This window comes from Microbacterium sp. 22195 (genome assembly GCF_052056515.1).
Taxonomy (GTDB): Bacteria; Actinomycetota; Actinomycetes; order Actinomycetales; family Microbacteriaceae; genus Microbacterium.
The window spans coordinates 134,313-155,695 of the sequence record NZ_JBQEPE010000007.1 but is presented as its reverse complement, the minus strand read 5'-3'; the positions used below and the strand labels follow the sequence as shown (position 1 = coordinate 155,695).

The 21,383-nt window shown below is 69.8% G+C and carries 19 protein-coding genes; 11 read left to right on the top strand and 8 right to left on the bottom strand.

The features are described from left to right. From ACTJJ4_RS17230 to ACTJJ4_RS17205, 6 genes are all read right to left on the bottom strand, one after another. Positions 1-1,035, bottom strand: a complete 1,035-nt coding sequence (locus ACTJJ4_RS17230; protein ID WP_440944451.1) for a DNA-methyltransferase — start codon at positions 1,033-1,035, stop codon at positions 1-3. 12 nt (positions 1,036-1,047) lie between these two features. Further along, positions 1,048-2,097: a lipoyl protein ligase domain-containing protein gene (locus ACTJJ4_RS17225; RefSeq protein WP_440944450.1), complete on the bottom strand. Its 1,050-nt coding sequence runs from the start codon at positions 2,095-2,097 to the stop codon at positions 1,048-1,050. Positions 2,098-2,120: 23 nt separating this feature from the next. Beyond that, positions 2,121-2,819 (bottom strand): nicotinamide riboside transporter PnuC, encoded by a 699-nt coding sequence (gene pnuC, locus ACTJJ4_RS17220; protein WP_440944449.1) that lies wholly within the window; start codon positions 2,817-2,819, stop codon positions 2,121-2,123. After that, positions 2,816-3,700, bottom strand: a complete 885-nt coding sequence (locus ACTJJ4_RS17215) for an alpha/beta hydrolase (RefSeq protein ID WP_440944448.1) — start codon at positions 3,698-3,700, stop codon at positions 2,816-2,818. Before ACTJJ4_RS17215 ends, pnuC begins: the two co-directional genes overlap by 4 nt. Positions 3,701-3,771: 71 nt before the next feature. Next, entirely contained in the window at positions 3,772-4,185 is a 414-nt protein-coding gene (locus tag ACTJJ4_RS17210; RefSeq protein WP_440944447.1) for a PRC-barrel domain-containing protein, read from the bottom strand. Between the two features lie 130 nt (positions 4,186-4,315). Beyond that, complete coding sequence (locus ACTJJ4_RS17205; RefSeq protein ID WP_440944446.1) at positions 4,316-5,074, bottom strand: copper homeostasis protein CutC; 759 nt, start codon at positions 5,072-5,074, stop codon at positions 4,316-4,318. 88 nt (positions 5,075-5,162) lie between these two features. Between ACTJJ4_RS17205 and ACTJJ4_RS17200 the strand changes: the two genes are divergently transcribed. The 11 genes from ACTJJ4_RS17200 (at position 5,163) to ACTJJ4_RS17150 (ending at position 16,518) form a co-directional block, all read left to right on the top strand. Then, entirely contained in the window at positions 5,163-5,594 is a 432-nt protein-coding gene (locus ACTJJ4_RS17200) for a MarR family winged helix-turn-helix transcriptional regulator (RefSeq protein WP_440944445.1), read from the top strand. Between the two features lie 5 nt (positions 5,595-5,599). Next, positions 5,600-6,934, top strand: coding sequence for an MFS transporter (locus ACTJJ4_RS17195; protein WP_440944458.1), 1,335 nt, complete (start codon positions 5,600-5,602; stop codon positions 6,932-6,934). A gap of 2 nt (positions 6,935-6,936) precedes the next feature. Beyond that, a complete protein-coding gene (locus tag ACTJJ4_RS17190; protein WP_440944444.1) occupies positions 6,937-8,124 on the top strand; it encodes a multidrug effflux MFS transporter in 1,188 nt (395 codons plus the stop codon). Between the two features lie 41 nt (positions 8,125-8,165). After that, positions 8,166-9,791 carry a molybdopterin-dependent oxidoreductase gene (locus ACTJJ4_RS17185; protein WP_440944443.1) on the top strand — a complete coding sequence of 542 codons (1,626 nt, stop codon included), beginning with the start codon at positions 8,166-8,168 and terminating at the stop codon, positions 9,789-9,791. Between the two features lie 73 nt (positions 9,792-9,864). Then, positions 9,865-10,851, top strand: coding sequence for an ABC transporter ATP-binding protein (locus tag ACTJJ4_RS17180; RefSeq protein WP_440944442.1), 987 nt, complete (start codon positions 9,865-9,867; stop codon positions 10,849-10,851). Continuing rightward, the gene (locus ACTJJ4_RS17175) at positions 10,851-12,464 is read left to right on the top strand and encodes an ABC transporter permease (protein ID WP_440944441.1); all 1,614 of its coding nucleotides are present in this window, start codon (positions 10,851-10,853) and stop codon (positions 12,462-12,464) included. The genes ACTJJ4_RS17180 and ACTJJ4_RS17175 overlap by 1 nt, the downstream gene beginning before the upstream one ends. Positions 12,465-12,517: 53 nt before the next feature. Next, complete coding sequence (locus ACTJJ4_RS17170; RefSeq protein ID WP_440944440.1) at positions 12,518-13,003, top strand: GbsR/MarR family transcriptional regulator; 486 nt, start codon at positions 12,518-12,520, stop codon at positions 13,001-13,003. Between the two features lie 48 nt (positions 13,004-13,051). Continuing rightward, positions 13,052-14,932 carry a BCCT family transporter gene (locus ACTJJ4_RS17165; protein WP_440944439.1) on the top strand — a complete coding sequence of 627 codons (1,881 nt, stop codon included), beginning with the start codon at positions 13,052-13,054 and terminating at the stop codon, positions 14,930-14,932. A gap of 51 nt (positions 14,933-14,983) precedes the next feature. After that, positions 14,984-15,295: a hypothetical protein gene (locus ACTJJ4_RS17160; protein WP_440944438.1), complete on the top strand. Its 312-nt coding sequence runs from the start codon at positions 14,984-14,986 to the stop codon at positions 15,293-15,295. A 255-nt stretch (positions 15,296-15,550) separates the two neighbouring features. Then, positions 15,551-16,039 (top strand): hypothetical protein, encoded by a 489-nt coding sequence (locus ACTJJ4_RS17155; protein WP_440944437.1) that lies wholly within the window; start codon positions 15,551-15,553, stop codon positions 16,037-16,039. Then, positions 16,036-16,518: a hypothetical protein gene (locus tag ACTJJ4_RS17150; protein WP_440944436.1), complete on the top strand. Its 483-nt coding sequence runs from the start codon at positions 16,036-16,038 to the stop codon at positions 16,516-16,518. The genes ACTJJ4_RS17155 and ACTJJ4_RS17150 overlap by 4 nt, the downstream gene beginning before the upstream one ends. A gap of 158 nt (positions 16,519-16,676) precedes the next feature. On the opposite strand, the gene ddaH is transcribed toward ACTJJ4_RS17150, so the two are convergent. Together ddaH and ACTJJ4_RS17140 are read right to left on the bottom strand one after the other, a co-directional pair. Next, the gene (gene ddaH, locus ACTJJ4_RS17145; RefSeq protein ID WP_440944435.1) at positions 16,677-17,552 is read right to left on the bottom strand and encodes a dimethylargininase; all 876 of its coding nucleotides are present in this window, start codon (positions 17,550-17,552) and stop codon (positions 16,677-16,679) included. 177 nt (positions 17,553-17,729) lie between these two features. Further along, complete coding sequence (locus ACTJJ4_RS17140; protein WP_440944434.1) at positions 17,730-21,380, bottom strand: bifunctional proline dehydrogenase/L-glutamate gamma-semialdehyde dehydrogenase; 3,651 nt, start codon at positions 21,378-21,380, stop codon at positions 17,730-17,732. Positions 21,381-21,383 lie beyond the last annotated feature (3 nt).

The following is a 21,383-nucleotide window of genomic DNA, read 5'->3' as shown; positions in this document are numbered from 1 at the left end:
TCAGAGCGCGCGGACCGTCGCGTGCGGCATCCGCTCGCGCATGACGCGCACCGCCTCGGGATTGTGGTCGACGAGCACGGCGTCGCGACCCAGGGCGGATGCCACGGCGCCGGTCGTCCCCGATCCGGCGAACAGGTCGAGCACCCGGTCGCCCGGCCGTGACGACGCCTGCACGATGCGGCGCAGCACGCCCTCGGGCTTCTGCGTCGGATATCCGGTCTTCTCGCGTCCCGTGGTCGGCACGATCGTGTGCCACCAGACGTCGGTGGGCAGCTTGCCGCGGGCGGCCTTCTCCGGCGTGACCAGGCCCGGAGCCATGTACGGTTCGCGGTCCACGGCATCCGAGTCGAAGAAATGCCCGCCGGGCGTCTTGACGTAGACCAGGATCGTGTCGTGCTTGGTGGGCCAGCGCCGCCGGGACTTCGCACCGTAGTCGTAGGCCCAGATCAGCTCGTTCAGGAACGCGTCGCGGCCGAACACCGCATCCAGCATGACCTTGGCGTAGTGCGCCTCGCGGTAGTCCAGGTGCAGGTACAGCGTGCCGTCGTCGGCGAGCAGCCGCCAGGCCTCCTCCAGCCGCGGCATGAGGAACTCGCCGTAGTCGTCGAAGCGGTCGTCGTAGGCGCGCAGCATGCCGCGCACCCGTTCGTACGCCAGGCCGTGGAATCCGTGTCTGATCTCCTTCTCGCCCGCACGCCCGCCAGAACTCCGGAGATCCATGGCCGAATCGGGTGATTCCGCGGCATCCGCGCCGGTTTCGCCTGCATCCTCCGGAGTCGTGTCCGCCCGGCGGGCGGTCACGACCTGCCGCTCCTGCGCACGGCCGGTGTTGAACGGCGGGTCCAGGTAGACGAGGGAGAAGGATCCGGATGCCAGGGTGCCGGCCGCCTCGAGATTGTCGCCCTCGATGATCTCGACGGCGCCGGGAGCGGCGGGCGCTTCGCGCGGAGATGTGCGCTTCGCGCGGACGGAATCCGCGGATTGATCCGCAGCAGGCGCACTTTCCCGCACGAGGCGCTCGGCGTCAGCGCTCACTGCGCGCTGCGTTCACGGAACACGGTGCAGCCACGCGTCGGTGGCGAACTTCGACTCGACCAGCGCCTCGGCGTCGGCGTACTCGTCGGGGGTGATGTGCCCGTCCTCGGCACCGGTCAGCGCCCGGAACGTCTCCTTGAAGCGCTCGATGATCTCGCTGCGCTCCATGCCGGTCTGGGTGCGCAGCGGGTCCACGCGCTTGGCGGCGGAGGTGGTGCCCTTGTCGCTGAGCTTCTCGCGGCCGATGCGCAGCACCTCGGTCATGGTCTGGCCGTCGATGTCGTACGAGATGGTCGCGTGGTGCAGCACGCCGCCGTTGGCGAGGCGTTTCTGCGCGGCGCCGCCGATCTTGCCGGTGGGCGAGGCGATGTCGTTGAGGGGCTGGTAGGTCGCGTCGATGCCCACCGAGCGCAGCGCCTGCAGCACCCAGTCGTCGAGGAACGCGTAGGAGTCGGCGAAGGTCATGCCCTGCACGAGGGATGCCGGCACGTACAGCGAGTAGGTGATGATCTGGCCCGCGGCCATCATCATCGCGCCACCGCCGGAGATGCGGCGCACGACATCGAAGCCATGCCGGGCGGCGCCCTCCGGGTCGACCTCGTTGCGGTACGACTGGAACGAGCCGATCACCACGGCCGACTCGTCCCACTCCCAGATGCGCAGCGTGGGACGACGGCGCCCCTCGCCCACGCGCGAGGTCAGCACCTCGTCGAGCGCCAGGTTCATCCGCGGGGAGACGGCCGTCTCGTGCACGATCTCCCAGTCGAAGTCGCGCCAGCCGGGCGCGGTCACCAGGGCACGGCGCACGACGGTGCCGACCGCTTCGGGGGTGAAGCCCAGCAGCTGCGCCCCGTCGGGCAGCGCACCGCGCACCGCCGCGGCGATCGTCGAGACGTCGGCCTCGACGGGCATCCCCTCGACGGCGGCGTTGATCGCCTCCAGCGCCGTGTCTGGCTCGAGGAAGAAGTCTCCCGCCAGGCGGAAGTCGCGGATCAGACCGTCTTCGACCTCGAGGTCGACGACGACGAGCTTGCCACCGGGAACCTTGTACTCACCATGCACCGCTCCAGCTTAACGGCGCGCTCTCAGGCGCGGACGGTCGGGTCGGGCAGGCCGGTGTCGATGCGGGGCTTGTCGCCGCGCGAGGCGCGCATCCACACGAAGAAGCCGACGATGGTGAACCCGCCGTAGAACAGGTACATGAACGCCGTCGCGTAGTAACCGGCCGAGAACAGCAGCGGCACGCCCACGGCATCCACCGCCACCCAGATCAGCCAGAACTCGACCCACCCCTTGGCCATCGCCCAGGTCGCCAGCAGCGATCCGACGAAGGTCCAGGCGTCGCTCCACACCGGCTCGTACGAGCCCAGCATCCGGAAGATCGGGGTCAGGCCCGCCGTGCCGACGAGCAGTGCACCGATCAGCAGCACCCGGGTGCGCCCCGAGGCCCAGCGCGGCACGACCGCATGGCCCTCGCCGTCACGAGCCTGCTTCCAGCGCATCCAGCCGTAGATGGAGACGGCGATGAACATCACCTGCCGGCCGGCCTGGCCGAACAGGTTCGCGGTGTGGTCGGTGCCGAACACGCTGCCCAGGAAGACCGTCAGCAGCAGGGCGTTGCCGATGATCCCCACCGGCCAGGCCCACAGCCGGCGGCGCATCGCGCCGAGAGCGGATGCCAGTCCGAAGACGTTCCCGACCACCTCGCGCACCAGGAGCGTCGACGATCCGACGGGGATCTGCGCGTTGAAGGCGTCCAGCAGCCAGCGCAGGACCTCGGTCACCTCGTGCTCGCGGCGGGGACGTGCTTGTCGAGCCAGGCGAGCACGTCGGCGCGCACCTGATCCTGCTGCAGCTCGTTGAAGATCTCGTGCCGGGCGTCGGCGTAGACGAGCGTGGTGACATCGCTCAGGCCCGCGCGGTTCCGGTAGGCATCGGCGAGCTTGTGCACGCTGTGCGGCCCGCCGACCGGGTCGTCGCGGCCGACGAGCAGCAGCACCGGCACGTCCCTCCCGAGGTCCTTCTTCGGCCTGCCGTACATGCGCGCGGCCTCGATCGGACCGAAGAGCTTCAGCAGCGGGGTCTCGACGGTGAGGGGGTCGTCGTGGAAGGCCTGCCACACGGCGGAGTCGCGCGAGAGCCACTCCAGGCCGTCGGCGTCCGGCCCGTCCCACTGCTTGTTCAGTGGCAGCGGGTTCATGTCGGTCGGAGTGCGGTACGCGGAGCCGGAGAGGATCACGGCCGAGTAGGCCTCCGGATGCTGGTTGAACAGCATCTGCGAGAGGAACGATCCCCAGGAGTGCCCGAGCAGCACGATCGGGAGTCCGGGGCGCTCGCTCTGGATGATCTGCGTGAGCTGCCAGCATGCGGCGACGGTCGCCCGCATGCCGCCCTTGCCGAGGTGGCCGAGCCTTGCGGGGCCGTTCCACTGCCGGATGCCGGTGCGCCCGTGCCCGCGGTGATCGTCGGCGTACACGTGGAAGCCGGCGGCCGTGAGCTCCGCGATGAGCGCCTGGTACCGGCCCGCGTGCTCGCCGACCCCGTGCAGCAGCTGCACGACTCCTCTCGCCTCGCCCTGCGCCTCGTACACGTCGTAGACGATCGCGATGCCGTGGGCGTCGGTGAACTCCGCTGTTCTCTTGGCGACGCTGCTCTCAGAAGACATGCCCCGAGTCTACGGATGCCGGCCGGCCGGCATCCGCTCGTTTCGCCGAGCGACTCCGAGGCGGCGAGCGCTCAGCGGTGGAACGGGTACATCGGATAGACGTAGCCGGCCGACCAGAACGGCGCGAGGCCGTAATAGCCGAACACGTCCTCGTTGTACGCGACGTCGTTGATCAGCTCAGGATCGTAGGCGGGGGCGGAGCGCAGCTTCTCCCGGCTCTGGTCGATGCGCACCTCGCGCTCGGTGACGTCGGTCACGGCGTCCACCGGGATGTAGGACTTCTGCTCGCCCAGCCCCAGGAATCCGCCCGATCCGACGACGAGGAAGCGCACCTTCTCCTCAGCGGTGTCGACGAGGAGGTCGTCGACCTTCCCGAGGTCCTCGCCTCCGACGTCCTTGACGTCGCGGCCGCGGATGTCGTCTTCCTTCGCGAGGGTCTTGTCGCTGTCGCCGAGGGCGATCAGCTCGTGCTCGTTGACGGTCATGGCACTCTCCTTCCAGGTGCGGTAACCCTCTCAGGAGTCATCGCATCCGGGCAGGGGCTGGCCTCGCCGGAGCAGGCGGAGTAGCCTCTCCCATGCCGCGTGTCGCGCGCGGTCGCGCGGTGTCGCGATGTCAGGCCGCGGAGGTCTCGGCGGCGCGCAGGGCGGCGACGATGGCGAGCGCCGTCTCGCGGTCGGTGACCTCGTAGCCGCCGACGCCGTCACTGGCGGATCCCATCCGCACACCCCCGTCGACGTGCACCGTCCGCTTGGCCGAGAAATGCACGGCGTCGACGCCGGTCGCGGCGATCGCGGCGACGGTGTCCACGTCGATGCCGCTGCCCGCCATGACCTCGATCCCGCCTGCGGCCTCGGCGACCAGCGCCCGCAGGGTGTCGATCCCGTCGATCGCCTGCGAGGCGCCGCCGGAGCTGAGCACGCGGCGCATCCCGAGCTCGCGGGCTGTCCGCAGGGCGGCGATCGGGTCGGGAGTCACGTCGATCACGCGGTGCAGCGTGACGGATGCTCCGCCTGCGGCGTCCACGATGCGCGCGAGCGCCTTACGGTCCAGCGCGCCGGTCTCGTCCTGGCATCCGACCACCACGCCGTGGGCGCCGGCGGCGAGCACGTCGCGCACGTCGTGCACGATCACGTCGATGGCGTCCGCGCTGTACTGGAATCCGCCGGCGCGCGGGCGGATGAGCACGTGCACCTCGGGCCCGTCGTCTCCCACGGCGGCGAGCACGCTGCGCAGAGTCCCCCGCGACGGGGTCAGCCCGCCCAGCGCGAGTGCCTGCGCGAGCTCGATGCGTGCGGCTCCTGCCTCGCGGGCGATGCGCGCCCCGGCGGGGTTCTGGACGGCGAGTTCGAACGCGAGGGGCACGAGAAGCATTTTCGCACCCGGAGGCCTGATTCCCAAGATGGTGAACATTATTTTCACGCTTCCCCGCCGCCACAAACTTAGTTAGGCTATCTAAGTAATGACCGAGGACTTCGCCGCCACCGCATCCGAGCTCCGATTCGCCCTCTTCCGTCTGACCAGGCGCCTGCGCTGCGTCCGCGCCGTCGACGCGATGAGCGACGCCCAGCTCGCCGCCCTCGGTGCCCTCCGCGCGCACGGACGACGCACGCTCTCCGGCCTCGCCGATCACGAGCGGGTCACCGCGCCCACCATGAGCGCGACGGTCAACGGGCTGGAGGATCTCGGGCTGGTCCGGCGCGTTCCCGATGAGGACGACCGCCGCCGGGTCTACGTCGAGATCACCGACGAGGGCGAGAAGGTCGTCGCCGCGACCGTCCGCCGCCGCGACGAGGTCCTGGCCGACATGATCGCCGAGCTCGACCTCGACGCGGACGAGCTCGCCGTGCTGCGCGCGGCCGCCCCCGTGCTGCGGAAGGTGGCCGAGTCATGAGCTCGATGTTCCGCTCCTTCCGGTCGTTCAACTACCGCACCTGGTTCCTCGGTGCGATCGTCTCGAACATCGGCGGCTGGATGCAGTCGACCGCCCAGGACTGGGTGGTGCTCACCGAACTGACCCACAACGACGCCGCGGCCATGGGCGCGACGATGGCGCTGCAGTTCGGTCCTCCGCTGGTGCTGGTCGGGCTCACCGGCTGGGTCGCCGACCGGTTCGACCGGCGGAGGATCCTGCTGGCGACGCAGACGACCCTGATGGTGCTGGCGATCGGCGTGGGCGCGCTGCTGCTCACCGGCATCCTCACCCTGCCGCTGATGCTGTGCTTCGCGGCGGCCTTCGGCGTGACCAACGCGTTCGACGCCCCGGCCCGTCAGGCGTTCGTGTCCGACATGGTCAGCGTCGAGGACACCTCGAACGCGGTCGCCCTGAACTCGGCGTCGTTCAACATGGCCCGTCTGATCGGCCCGGCGGTGGGCGGAGTCGCGATCGTGGCGCTCGGCTCCGGCTGGGTGTTCATCGCCAACGCCGTGACATTCCTGGCGATGCTGATCGCCCTGCTCCTGATTCGCAAGAGCGAGCTCGTGCCGCGTGTGAAGAGCAGCAGGAAGGGCGGCGGTCTGGCAGCCGGAGTGCGGTACGTGCTCAGCCGGCCCGACCTGAAGGTCGTGTTCGTGATGGTCTTCCTGCTCGGAGCCTTCGGCATGAACTTCCCGATCTTCGCGTCGACCATGGCGCTGGAGTTCGGAGAGGGCGCAGCGGGCTACGGCGTGCTCAGCTCCGTGCTGGCGATCGGCTCGCTCGCGGGCGCGCTGCTGGCGGCGCGCCGCGACCGTGCCCGGGTGCGGGTGATCGTGCTGTCGGCCGCGGGGTTCGGTGCGGCCTCGCTGGTGTCGGCGACCATGCCCGTGTACTGGATGTACGGCGCCGTGCTGGTCTTCGTGGGCTTCTCGACGGTCACGATGCTCACCACCGCCAACGGGTACGTGCAGACGACGACGGATGCCGCGCTGCGCGGCCGCGTGCTGGCGCTGTACATGGCGGTCGTGATGGGCTCCACTCCGATCGGCGCGCCGATCGCCGGCTGGGTGGCCGACACGTTCGGGCCGCGGATGGCGATCAACGTCGGCGGTGTTGCGGGTCTTCTGGCCTGCGCGATCGGCCTGTCGTGGATGCTCTGGTCGGGACGGCTGCACCGCGCCGGGCGCACCCGGTTCCTGCTCACGCTCGATGAGACGCGGCCGCTGTCGGTGGTGCAGGCGATGGACCCGCACATGTACGACGAGAAGGCCGCCGCGACCACGCCGATCCAGTTGCCGCGCAAGAACGCGGAGTGAGCGTGACCCGGCATCCGCGCTCGCTCATGCTCGCGCTCGGCGCGCTGACCGCGTTCGGCCCGATCTCCCTCGACGTGTATCTGCCCTCGCTCCCCCAGCTGGGCGCTGAGTTCTCGGCATCCGAATCGCTCAGCCAGCTGACCATGAGCGCCTGCATGATCGGGCTCGCGCTCGGCCAGCTGCTCTGGGGCCCGATCAGCGACCGGTTCGGCCGGCGGATGCCGCTGATCCTGGCGATCGCAGGCTTCGCGGCGACGTCGGTGGCGTGCGCGTTCGCGCCGTCGATCGAGGTGCTGATCGGCATCCGGGTGGTGCAGGGCCTGTGCGGCGCGGCCGGGATGGTCATCGCCCGTGCGGTGGTGCACGACCTGTTCTCCGGCGCCGACGCGGTGGCCGCGTTCTCGACGCTCGCCGCCGTGATGGGCGTGGCGCCGGTGCTCGCCCCGCTGGTCGGCGGTGTCGTGGCGTCGTTCTCCAGCTGGCGGGGCGTGTTCGTGGCGCTGGCGGTGATCGGGCTCCTGCTGCTGGCGGTTGCGGCGTTCGCGGTGCCGGAGTCGCTGGATGCTGCGCACCGCACGAGCGGAGGCCTCACGAACGACTTCCGCGGGATCGGCGCCGCGCTGCGGAACGGGCCGTTCCTGGTCGCGGCGCTCACGCTCGGCGTCGCGTCGATCGCGCTGTTCACGTATCTGCAGCTTTCGCCGTTCGTGCTGCAGACCCAGTACGGGCTGAGCGCGGGAGGCTTCGCGCTGGTGTTCGCGGCGAACGCGGTCGGCATCACGGTGGCGGCGAACCTGAACCGCCGGCTGGCGCGGCGCGTGCACGGCGTGCGGATCGTGCGCTGGTCGCTGTCCATCGGCGTCGCCGGCGCACTCGCCCTGACGCTCGCCGGGCTGCTGGACTCGGCGCTGCCGTGGCTGCTGGTGCCGCTGTTCGTCGCCGTCAGCACGCAGGGCCTGAACAACCCATCGCTGACGGCGATCGCGCTGGGCCACATCCGGCACAGCGCGGGTTCGGCCTCCGCCGTGCTCGGCACGATCTCGATGCTGCTGGGTGCGCTCGTGCCGCCTCTGCTGTCGCTGCTCGGCGTCACCGCGACGACCCTCGGTGCGACGATGCTGGCCGCGTTCGCAGTGGCACTGGCTCTCGTGGTGTTCGCGGGGCGGGCGCGAGATCTTACGAATCCGTGAGAATCGGCCGCGGCTGCTGTCCGCGCTCGTAGCCTGAGAGCATGAGCGGCTCTCGAGGATGGCGCCCGGCCGCGGCGGGGATCGCCGCGGTGGTTCTCGGCGCGGGGGCGGGCGAACTGGTCGCCACGTTCGCCGCGCCGGCATCCAGCCCGTTCGCCGTGGTCGGCGGCGCCCTGATCGACCTCGCGCCTTCGTGGGCGAAGGACACCGCGATCGCCTGGTTCGGCACCTCTGACAAGGCAGCCCTGCTGGTGGGCATCGCCGTCGTGCTGCTGGTGGTCGCAGGGCTCGCCGGACTCGCCGAGGCGCGGTGGCGGCACTCCGGTGTCGTCGCTTTCGCGGCGCTCGGCATCGGCGCCGGCCTCCTCGGGCTCACCCGAACGGATGCCGGGATGCTGGCCTGGCTGCCGTCCGTGCTCGCCGGCGCGGTGGCGGCCTTCGCGCTGCGGATGCTGCTGGGCATCCTGCCCTCCGTCGTCTCCGTCCCCTCCGTCGTCCCCGTCCCCGCCCTCCGTCCGCAGGTCGATCCGACGTCGGCAGGCCGAATCACCGGCGCGTCCACCTCCGGACGCGCAGACCGCCCTGCGGACGAAACGGGAACCTCCCGCCGGCGGTTCCTCACCTGGACGATCGGCACGGCCGCCGTCGGCGTCGCCATGGCTGTCGTGGGCGGACTGGGGCGGGCGGGCTCCACGGTCGTCACCACCGTGCGCGAAGCTCTCAAGCTGCCGAAGCCGGCGACTCCGGCGCCCGCGATCCCGGCATCCGCCTCGCTCGATGTCCCCGGGATCACCCCGGTGATCACACCGAACGCGGACTTCTACCGCATCGACACGGCGCTCGTGGTGCCGTCGGTCGACCCGTCGAGCTGGAAGCTGCGCATCCACGGGATGGTCGCGCAGGAGGTGACCCTCACCTGGGACGAGCTGCTCGCCCTGCCCCTGGTCGAGAGCGTCGCGACCCTGTCATGCGTGTCGAACGAGGTCGGCGGGGATCTGATCGGCAACGCGGTCTGGCTGGGCTATCCGATCCGTGAGTTGCTGAAGCGCGCGGCTCCCGACGCGGATGCCGACATGGTGCTCTCCACCTCGGTCGACGGCTTCACCGCGGGCACGCCCCTCGAGGCGCTCACGGACGACCGCGCCGCGCTGCTCGCGATCGGGATGAACGGGCAGCCACTCCCCCTCGAGCACGGCTTTCCGGTGCGGATGGTCGTGCCAGGTCTCTACGGGTACGTGTCCGCGACGAAGTGGGTGACCGACCTCGAGGTGACGCGGTTCGACAGGGCGCGAGCGTACTGGACCGACCGCGGATGGTCGGAGAAGGGCCCGATCAAGCTGGAGTCCCGCATCGACGTGCCGCGTGCGGGGCGCACTATCCCTGCCGGAGACTCCGTGATCGCCGGCGTCGCCTGGCAACCGGGCACCGGGGTCTCCGGCGTCGAGGTGCAGGTCGACGACCGCGACTGGCAGTCGGCCGAGCTCGCGACCGCGATCTCCGACGACACCTGGGTGCAGTGGCGGCTCCCCTGGCGCGCGAAGGCCGGCGAGCACAGCATCCGCTGCCGTGCAATCGCCGGCGACGGCACGGTGCAGACCGACACGATCGCGGCTCCCGCGCCGGACGGCGCGAGCGGATGGCACACGATCAGCGTCAGCGTGGGGTGACCCGTGAGGGTTCCGTGAGGATCGCGATTCACTGTCTTCACGAATTCGTGAAATGGGTGTACCGTCGCCTCTCATGAACACCATCATCAGCACGCGCGGTCTGACCAAGACCTACGGGCGCGTGCATGCCCTCGACGGACTGGACCTCGAGGTGGAAGCCGGTCAGGTGCACGGCTTCCTCGGCCCGAACGGCGCGGGAAAGTCCACCACCATCCGCATCCTGCTGGGCCTGGCCCGCCGCAGCGGCGGCGAGGCATCCGTCTTCGGACTCGAGCCCTGGGGCGACGCCGTGCAGATCCACCGCCGCGTCGCGTACGTGCCGGGCGACGTGAGCGTCTGGCCGAACCTGTCCGGCGGCGAGGCCATCGACTTCCTCGCCCGCCTGCGCGGAGCGAAGACGAAGGATGCCGCGTACCGCGCCGAGCGCGAGCGCCTGATGACCGCGTTCCAGTTCGACCCGCGCAAGAAGGGACGGGCCTACTCGAAGGGCAACCGGCAGAAGGTCGCCCTGATCGCCGTCTTCGCGGTGCCCGCCGACTTGTACATCCTCGACGAGCCGACCAGCGGCCTGGACCCGCTGATGGAGGTCGTCTTCCGCGACGAGGTGCAGCGGCTGCGCCGCACCGGAGCGACCGTGCTGCTCTCCAGCCACATCCTCTCCGAGGTGGAACTGCTCTGCGATCGGGTCTCGATCATCCGCGAGGGGAGGATCGTCGAGTCGGGCACACTCTCCGAGCTGCGCCACCTGACCCGCACCGAGGTGTCGTTCGAAGCCGCGTCCGCCGACGCACTGATCGGCATCCCCGAGGCGCACGACGGCACGGTCGAGGAGGGCCGCGCGCGGTTCACCGTGGACAGCGACGCGATCCCGTCCGTACTCCCGGTGCTCGCGCAGCGGGCCGTCACCGGTCTGCGGATCGAGCCGCCCTCCCTCGAGGAGCTGTTCCTGCGACACTACGGCGACGACCTCGCCGCCCTGCGCGCCGCCGAGGAGGACTCGTCGGCCTCGGAGAGCGGCACCCGCGCCTCGCGACGCGCGGCCGCGAAGGGAACGCGCTGATGTTCCGTGCGCTGCTCCGTCAGCGCCTGCGCCGCGACTGGCTGCAGCTGCTGCTCTGGATCCTCGCGACGGTCCTCATGGCGTACTCCGGCTTCGCCGGCGTCACGCAGTCGTACGCCACGCACAAGGACCGGGTCGAGGTGCTCGCCGCCGTCATGGCGAACCCGGTGATCATGATGTTCCGCGGGCTGCCGTCCGGGGCATCCGAGGGTCAGTTCCTGTCCTTCGAGATCCTCCCCTGGCTCACCATGCTCGCAGCCCTCATGAGCACGTTCCTCGCCGTCCGGCACACGCGCGGCGATGAGGAGGCGGGGCGTACCGAGCTGCTCGCGGCCACCCCCGCGGGCCGTGCGCTGCCGACCGTCGCCACGATCGTCCACGGCGTGGCCGCGAACGTCGTCCTCGGCGTGCTGGTCGCTCTCGCCCTGGCCGGCTCGAAACTGCCCGTCACCGGTTCCTGGCTGACGGGTGCGGTGTCGGCGGCCACGGGCATCGCGTTCCTCGGCATCGGACTCGTCGCCGCGCAGCTCATGCGCACCTCGCGCGGCGCGAACTCCCTGACGGTGTGGATCCTGGTCGGAACCTTCCTTCTCAACGGGATCGGCAACGTCGCGGGCACGCCGAGCGACGATCTCACCCGCATCAGCAGTTCTTGGCTCGTGTGGCTCTCGCCGTTCGGTTGGGCCGAGCAGGCTCGCCCCTTCGACACGGACGACGCGTGGCCCGCCCTGTTCGGGCTCGGGTTCGGCCTCGTTCTCGCCGTCGGGTCCGTCGCGCTGCAGTCCCTGCGGGACATCGGCGAGGGCTTCATCCCGGCCCGCCCGGGCCGAGTCTTCGCCCGGCCCGCGCTGTCCAGCCCGCATGCACTGGTCTGGCGCTTGACCAACGGTGCGATCATCGGCTGGGCCGTGGGCGGCGCACTCACGGGCATCCTCGCGACGAAGCTCTCCGGGCTGGCCGGGCAGATCTCAGGCCAGAACCCCGCGGTGCAGCAGATCCTCGACAAGATCGGCAAAGCCGGCGACCTGCAGGAGACGGTGGTCTCGGTGTTCTTCACGATGATGGGCATCCTGGCCGCCTGCGCGGCCGTGCAGATCCTCTCCCGCGCGCGGCAGGAGGAGGCCCACGGCACCGCCGAGATCGTGCTGGCGCAGCCCGTCGGCCGCGTGCGCTGGCTGCTGGACCACCTGCTCGTGGCGACGTTCGCGATCGCGATCATCGTCGCTGCGACCATGCTCGCGGCGTTCGCCGGCCTCGCCGGGAACGAGGATGCCCCGGCACTGGCGAAGGTCGTGACCGTCGTCGGGCTCGGCCAGGGCCTCGCCGCCTGCGTGTTCACGGCGCTCACCGCCCTGGTGTTCGTGCTGCTCCCCCGCGGCACGATCGCCATCGCCTGGGCGCTCGTGATGCTGGCGACGGTGTTCGGCCTCTTCGGTCCGCTGTTCGGCCTGCCGGAGTGGACGACGCGCTTCTCACCGTTCGCCGTGACGCCCATCGTCTCGGACGGCACGATGGAGCTGCGCGGCACGTGGTGGCTGGTGCTGATCGTCGCGGTCGTGGCCGCGGCATCCCTCACGCTCATGCGCCGGCGCGAGCTGCATCCTGCCAGCTGACCGCTGCGCTGCAGGTGAGCTGAGCCGAGGCCGTTCGATGAAAGGATGAACGCATGGGAGAGGACGGCGTGACGCACGCGGGAGTGGATGCCGCCGAGAGCGCGGCCGCCGCGATCACCGCGGTCGGCTTCCCCCGGATGCCCGCGCGCGTCATGATGGCGCTGATCGCCGCCCCCGCCGAGGGGTACACGGCGGCCGAGCTCGGCGACCGGCTGGGCGTCAGCGCCGCCGCAGTCTCGGGCGCCGTGCGCTACCTGCAGACCCTGCACATGATCCGCAAGGTCTCCCGACCCGACCAGCGGCTGGCCCACTACGAGATCATCAACGACACCTGGTACGTGATGATGTCGAACAACTCCCCCGTCTACGACCGGCTGGCCGCGTACATCGACGACATCGGCGCAGCGCACGCCGAGGATCACGCGGCCCGCCTGCGCGCCGAGGAGATGGCCGAGTTCTTCAGGTTCATGGGCCAGCGGATGCCCCAACTCGTCGACGAGTGGGAGATGCTGCGCGCCGAGCGCCGACTTCAGGACTGAGCACGGTCGATCTGTCGAGCGGCGGCGCGTGTGTATACCGTGGAGGGCATGAGCGGGAACAGGAACGGGTCGGATCCGAGCGCCACCGCAGGCCACGCGCCGCAGAGCGGGGTGCGACGTGAGCCACAGGTGCTGAGATGGGTCTTCTGGCCCGCCGCCGTGATCGTCGTCGCATTCGCCCTGTTCGCCCTGCTCGCACCGCACGTCGCCGAGGCCCTGTTCAAGACCGTCCAGACGACGATCGTCAACGCCTTCAACTGGTACTACGTGCTGATCGCCGCCTTCTTCGTGGCGTTCTGCCTGTTCCTCGGCTTCAGCAGGTTCGGTGACATCAAACTGGGCCGCGACGACGAGGAGCCCGAGTTCTCGCTGATGAGCTGGTTCTCACTGCTGTTCGCGGCGGGAATGGGCATCGGCCTGGTCTTCTACGGGGTCAGCGAGCCGCTCTCGCACTTCACGAATCCCCGCCCCGGCGTCACCGGCACGCCGGAGCAGCTGGCCCAGGCCGCACTCGGCCAGACCTACCTGCACTGGGGTGTGCACGCCTGGTCGATCTACGTGGTGATCGGGCTCGCCCTCGCCTACGCCATCCATCGGCGACGCCGGCCGGTGTCGATCCGATGGACCCTGGAACCGCTGCTCGGCAAGCGCGTCGAAGGCGGCTGGGGGCACGCGATCGACGTGATCGCCCTGGTCGGCACGCTGTTCGGCGTCGCCACGTCGCTGGGTCTCGGCGTGCTGCAGATGAGCGCCGGCCTGCACTCCGCCGGCTTCGCGAATCCCGACGAGACCACCCAGGTGGTGCTCATCCTGGTCATCTCCGTGTTCGTGCTGATGTCGGTGCTGTCCGGCGTGACCAAGGGCATGAAGTGGCTGTCGAACGCGAACCTCGTGCTCGCGGGCCTGCTGGTGATCTATCTGCTCGCGGCGGGGCCGACGGAGTTCCTGCTGCGCGAGTTCGTGCAGTCCCTCGGCTACTACATCCAGAACTTCGTGGGTCTCTCCTTCAACGTCAGCGCCTTCCAGGGCGCCGCCGGCGAGCAGTGGCAGGCCTCCTGGACCTCGTTCTACTGGGGCTGGTGGATCTCGTGGGCGCCGTTCGTGGGGATCTTCATCGCCCGCGTCTCGAAGGGGCGCACGGTGCGCGAGTTCGTGATCGGGGTGATCCTGGTGCCCACCCTGATCGGCGTGCTGTGGTTCTCGGTGCTGGGGGGCTCGGCCCTGGCGATGGAGCTCGCGAAGCCCGGCTCCCTCACCGGTCCCGACGGAATGGTCGACCTGCAGGGAGCGCTGTTCGCGATGCTGCAGAACGTGCCCGGCGCCGCCGTGGTGAGTATCGGAGCCATCCTGCTGCTCGCGATCTTCTTCATCACCTCGGCCGATTCCGGCGCCCTGGTGATGGGCATGATCGCCACCGGCGGCAAGCCCGAGCCGAAGCGCTGGATCCGCACCTTCTTCGTCGTGATCACCGCACTGCTGGCGATCTCGCTGCTCCTGTCGGGCGGGCTCACCGCCCTGCAGACGGCGGCCATCACGATCGCCCTGCCGTTCAGCATCGTGATGCTGCTGATCTGCTGGTCGACCGTGGTCGCATTCACCCGCGAACGGCGCGCCTACGCCAAGGCCGAACGAGCGCAGTTCATCGACCGCATCGGCGAGTACTACGGCCTCGAGGTCGAGTCGCACGACGCGACCGGCGTGCTGGGCGCTCAGCCCCGCTGGATGCGTCGGCTGCAGCGCCGGTTCGGGCTGCCCGTGGCACCGACCGAGCCGATCCGCATCACGCCCGGCGCGCTCTCCCTGGAGAGCCACGGCGACTCCTCCCCCTCCACCCTCGACATCGACGGCCTGGTGGGCGAGGACGAGCTCGCCGGCCTCGACGACCCGGACGTGAAGCAGCAGGACGCGGGTCCGTTCCTGAAGGAATGACGCCTGTCAATGCCCTCCCGGCGGCGTGCGCCGCCGGTTACCGTCGTGGGCATGGACGAACGGCAGAGCAGTCAGGACCAGGCTGTCGGACAGTACCCGCACACGCCCGGGCAGGATCCCGCCGGCAGCGGCGCGCCGCACGAGACACGACGGACGGCGGATGCTCGGGATTCTGACGAGGGCGGGCACACCGGCATCCCGGAGGAGAACCCGGCGCACAACACCGCCCCCGACGGAGTACCGGGCGACGAGGAGGATGCGCCGCTCGGCGGCGACGAGACGACCGAGTCGCAGTTGGATGCTGACACGGCGGTCGAACGCGATGCGCTGAAGAGCCTCGACCCGGACGACTCACCGGCCTGAGCCGCCCGAACGCACAAGTCGACGTCCACCGGTTCTGATGGTTGCCAGCTGAGCACGTCACGCGCCTTGGTTGTGACCGCGCAGGCGGAGTCATGTTCTGAAAAGCGCGCCCCTCTGCGTTGTGCACATGGCGACCTACGGATGTCGCCCAAAAGGGGGACAGACACGTGCGGCGCGCTTCGGGAAGACTGAAAACGCGCCAAATGCGCGTCTGCCACGCGTATCGATTGGAACCGATGTGAAGAAGAGACTGAGATGGTCAGCGGGAAGCCTCGCCTTGGTGGGGATGTTCGCCTCGGCGATGCTCCTGGGGACCCCCGCCCACGCGGAAGCCGCACCAGTGGATGCGCCTGCACCTGTGAAGTCAATGACTGGATCGACTTCACATACACCGTTGATCCCGGCGGCAGCGGGTCTCGCATTCTGATCCAGACCGCCGTCTGGGGCAGCAAGCTCGGGTCGTACATGGTCCAGGGTGAGGTCTACCGCAACGTCGAGATGATCAAGCTCAAGGCCACGGGTTACGTGGGAGGTCCTGGTCAGTCCACGACTACCACTCTGTGGATGAGCCCTCACCTCTCTCTGACGGGCTACAAATTCTTTGCGAACGTGAGCACGTTCGTCGAGACGCCCGGCATCAATCCCGCCAACCCCGAAAGTGGCGCTTACGAATGGCGCACCGGCATGACTGACACCTGCAGTGAGCCAACGCCCGGCGCGTGGCGCTGCATCTTCCTTCAATGACCACCGGCAACGAAGGGCAGTTGTCCAGAACTAATCAAGCTAGTCCCGCCCCATCGGCGAAGCGCAAGGAGATCGCACTCTCAGGAAGCATTCCTGAACGATGGACGCTGGCAGGTGCCGCGGACCTCGAACCGGAGATCGCGCAGATACTTGCGACCGACGACGATTTTCGAGTCCTACAGTCGCTAGCCAACAACCGGTCCGTGGCTCAAGAGATTCTTGCCATGCTGGGCCGGCGAGCGGAGGTGGCGGAACAAGTCGCCATGAACCCGTTCGCACCACCAGAAATAAAGGAGATGCGCCCGCTGACCTTCCACCCATCGATCTCGATCACGAACTTTCTCACCGATGTCGGTGCCACAGAGGATCAAAGCCGCGAACTCATGAAACGCTACGAGCGTGCCATGCGCAAGCAGGACCATGCCGAAACCCTTGGCGACGCGTGGAGACAGATTGTTGAGATGACCAACCGCGAATAGTTGGGCCAACGACAGCGGCCGACTCGGCGTCTCAACCTCGCCGTATTCGGTTGCCGCGCAGGAGTGGTACGTGTACCTGTCACATGCTCGTCCCTGGTCACGCACTTCGGCGCCGGCGGTCAGGACCGCCGGCGCCGATAGGGCCTGATGGAGCCGGGTCAGGCTCCGCGCAGCTCCAGGGTGCAGCACTTGATGCCGCCGCCGCCGAGCAGCAGCTCGGACAGGTCGACCATGATCGGGTTGTAGCCGCGCTCGCGCAGCTGCTTCTCGAAGCCGGTGGCGCGCGGCGAGATGATGACGTTGTAGCCGTCGGATGCCGAGTTGAGACCGAACACGGCGCCGTCCTCGTCGGCGACGAGGATCGCGTCGGGGAAGCGCTCCTCGAGGATGCGGCGGGATGCCTCGTCGAAGGCGTTCGGCAGGTAGGCGACGTTGGCGTGCGCCGGGCCGCCGTTCTCCTCGCCGACCACCGGGTCGAGCACGGTCAGTGCGGTGTCGAGGTGGTAGAAGCGCGGGTCGACCAGGGTGAGCGTCACGACCTCACGGTCGAAGACCTCGTGCACCTCGCGGTGGCTGTCACCCGCGGAGCGGAAGCCGGTGCCGGCCAGGATCACATCACCGGCGAGCAGGAAGTCGCCCTCGCCCTCGTTGACCTCCTGGGGCAGCACGGTGTCGAAGCCGTGCGTGCGGAACCACTCGGCGAACGCCGGGGCCTCGCCCTGACGCTGCTCGTAGTAGAACTCGGGGACGTACGCCTTGCCGCCGATGGTGAAGCCGCCGTTGGCCGTGTAGACCATGTCGGGGTAGCCGGCGAGCGGCTCGATGAGCTCGACCTCGTGACCGAGCTCCCGGTACAGGTCGTACAGCTTCTGCCACTGCGCGACGGCCTTGGCCGTGTCGGTCGGCGCGGCCGGGTCCATCCACGGGTTGATCTTGTAGTCGACCGTGAAGTACTCGGGCCGGCACATCAGGTAGCGGCGGTGGTGGGCCTTGCGGGTCGCGGTGCCGGTGACGGCGGTCTCAGGCGTGGACATGGGTGCTCCTCTGGAGAAGGTGCGGCGGACGCTGTCCAGGGGCCCGGCGGAAGTTCGACCCGCCCACGGTGAGTGGAGCGCGGGGAAGATGCGACACAGGCACGCCAGTTGTATTTTCGCATCCGGACGCCAGGATCGCCACTCTTTTCGCTGAGAGTCGTGTCGGGCGGTTTCCGCTCAGATCACCTCGGCGCTCCAGGGATCCGGAGTGCCGAAGCGGTGCGCGGTGATGGAGATCGCCTGCTCGTGCACGAACGGCAGCAGCTCGAGCCGCCCTGCCGAGGTCACCTCGTTGTCGTACACGGCGAGGTCGGGGTCCCCCTCGACCGCTTCAGCGAGCGCGCGATGCAGGTCGGCCACGGCATCGCGTCCGCCGATGAGACGCACCCGTCCGACGCGGGTCGCGTCCGGAGCCGGGCGGCGGATCCGCTCGATCCACTCCTCGTCGCTCTCCACCGCCACGGGCACTTCGAGCGCGACGAGCTCGGCGCGCACTCCCGCGGGCACTCCGTCCGGCACCGACACGAAGAAGTCCGCTCCCGAGCGGATGCCGGCGAGCACCACGCGCAGGATCGCGGCCAGGGATGCGTCCGACGCGGCCCGCACCGTCACCGGCAGCGGCCGGTACCGGAACAGGTTGCGCTCCACGCCCAGCTGCGAGACGTCGCGCACCTGACCGAACTCGCGGTCCCAGGCCACGGCATCCGAGAGCGCCGCCTGCCGCAGCCACTCGAAGGAGTCGAAGTCGAGCGAGGGCTGCGCCGACTCGATGAGACCGGAGATCTTGACGTCCAGCCCGCGCAGATGCAGCGTGCTCGACGACTTGCCGCGAGGGCGCGAGCGCCACGAGCCCAGCCCGATCAGGTAGTTCAGACCGCCGGCCTTCGCGCCGGGGCCGACCGAGGAGCGCTTCCACCCGCCGAACGGCTGACGCTGCACGATCGCGCCGGTGATCCCGCGGTTCACGTACAGGTTTCCGGCCTGCACCTCGTCCAGCCACAGCGCCAGATCGGCGGGGTCCTGGGTGTGCAGGCCCGCGGTCAATCCGTACGCCACGGCGTTCTGCATCCGGATCGCCTCCGACAGCGTGGAGGCGTGCATGATGCCGAGCACCGGCCCGAAGAACTCCTCGCGGTGCGTGCGCGAACCGGGCTGCACTCCCACCCGGATGCCGGGACTCCACAGCCTTCCGCTCTCATCCAGCGAGCGCGGCTCGACCAGCCACTTCTCCTCGCCCTCCAGCTGCGTCAGCGCCCAGGCGAGCTTGCCCTGCGGCTTCTCGATCACCGGCCCGACCTCCGCCTGGGGGTCGCCTGGCCAGGCCACGCGCAGCGAACGGGTGGCGTCGACCAGCTGCCGGGCGAAGCGCTTGGACCGGCCGACCGGCCCGACCAGGATCGCCAGCGACGCCGCCGAGCACTTCTGCCCCGCGTGCCCGAACGCGCTGTGTACCAGGTCGGCGACGGCGAGGTCGAGATCGGCGGTCGGGGTGATGATCATGGCGTTCTTGCCGCTGGTCTCCGCGAGCAGCGGCAGGTCGCTCCGCCATGACCGGAACAGCGCCGCGGTGTTCCACGAGCCCGTGAGGATCACGCGATCCACGTCCGGGTGCGAGATCAGCTGCCGTCCGAGCTCACCCTCCTCCACGTCGGCGAGCACCAGCACGTCGCGAGGGATGCCCGCCTGCCACAGCGCCTCGGCGATGACGGCCGCGCAGCGCCGTGCCTGCGGAGCCGGCTTGAAGACGACCCCCGACCCCGCGGCGAGCGCGGCGAGCACGCCGCCCGCGGGGATGGAGATCGGGAAGTTCCAGGGCGGCGTCACGACGGTCACCCGGGAGGGCTCGAACGCGGCGCCCGCGATGCCGTCCAGCTCACGGCAGGTGGCGGCGTAGTACTTCGCGAAGTCGACGGCCTCGCTCACCTCGACGTCGCCCTCGGCGAACGTCTTGCCGGTCTCGATCGCCGCGACCTCGATGAACTCGGCGCGGCGGCCGGCGAGAGCGGCTGCGGCGCGCAGCAGCACCTCGCTGCGTTCGGATGCCGGGCGGGAGCCCCAGCCGGATGCTGCATCACGCACGCGCGTGACGGTGTGCGCCAGCATCCGCTCGTCTTCGATCCGGGCGGCCCGCAGGGTCGCGACCCCGAGATCGGACAGTCCTGCCGCGGAGACGCGCTCGAAGATCCCGCGCGCCCAGTCGCGGTTCGCGGCGAGCGCCGGATCGCTGTCCGGTGTGTTCACGAACCCGGGCGCACCGGCGGCGGAGCCCGCCACCTCCTGACGGGAGTACACCGCGGTCTGCAGGAACGGGTCGTCGTCGGCTCCGTACTCGTCGTCATCCCCTGAGGAGCCGCGGGCGATGCCGAGCACCAGACCGGTGAGGTCCTCGGTCTCGGCTCTGGGCCTGGTCATCGGGCGCACCGACTCGTGCAGCGGCGCCGTGCGGTTCTGCACCCGGCGCGGGCCGATCTGCAGGGAGTGGTCGCGGGCGCGGCTGACGGAGTCGACGAAGCGCAGCCGCTCCCGCTCGAACAGCGAGCGGTCCTGCGCGAGGTCGAAGGCGGCCGAGAGGAAGTTCGAGGGCGACGCGTTCTCCTCCAGGCGGCGCACCAGGTAACTGATCGCTACGTCGAACTCGTGCGGATGCACCACGGGCACGTACAGCAGCACCGGCCCGACCGTGCGCGAGACGGCGGCGACCTGGGCCTGCGCCATCCCGAGCAGCATCTCGAACTCCACCGAGTCCTGCACACCGCGCTCGCCCGCGAGCAGCCAGGCGAAGGCGATGTCGAACAGGTTGTGCCCGGCCACGCCGACCCGCACTGCGGCGACGTTGCGCGGCTGGAACGCCTCGTCCAGGCAGCGCAGGTAGTTGGCGTCGGTGTCGAGCTTGGAGCCGTAGGGAGCCTGCGTCCAGCCGTGCATGACGGCGTCCACCTTCTCCATCGCGAGGTTCGCGCCCTTGACCAGGCGCACCTTGATGGGCGCGCCGCCGTGCTCCACGCGGTCGCGCGCCCAGGCGGTGAGCTCGCGCATGGCGGGCAGCGCATCGGGCAGATAGGCCTGCAGCACGATGCCCGCCTCGAGGTTCTTCAGCCGCGGGTCCTCGAGGATGCGAGTGAACACCGCGATGGTCAGGTCGAGGTCCTTGTACTCCTCCATGTCGAGGTTGATGAAAGTGCCATTCGAGGCGGCCGTCAGATACAGGGGCGTGAGCCGCTCGATCACGTCCTCCACCACGTCGTCGAACGCCCACATCGAGATGCGGCTCATGACCGCCGAGACCTTCACCGACACGTAATCGACGTCGTCGCGACGGACGAGGTCGTGGATGCCGTCGAGCCGGCGCTTGGCCTCGGCCTCGCCCAGCACGGCCTCGCCCAGCAGGTTGAGATTCAGCCGATGACCCGTTTCGCGCAGCTTCTCCAGCGCAGCGCCGAGCTTCTCCGGGCGGGCATCCACGATCAGGTGACCGACCATCTCGCGGAGCACCCGCCGCGCGATCGGCACGGTCGGCAGCGGCAGCACCGGCGCGACCCCGCCACCCAGGCGCACGACCCCGCGCAGGTACCAGGGCAGGAACCCGGGAGCGAGCGGCGCGACGCGGTGCAGGTTGGATGCCGCGGCGGCGGCGCTCTCGGGCCGCATGACGCCGTCGACGAACCCCAGTGTGAACGGCAGGCCGTTCGGATCGCGCAGCACGCCGGCCAGGCGCTGCGCGGCGGGATCGACGGGGATCGACGCCTCCTCCTGCACCCAGCGACGGGCGAGTTCGACGGCGGCGTCCTCCAGACGCGCCCCGGGTGCGACGGACGGCTGCTCAGACATGAT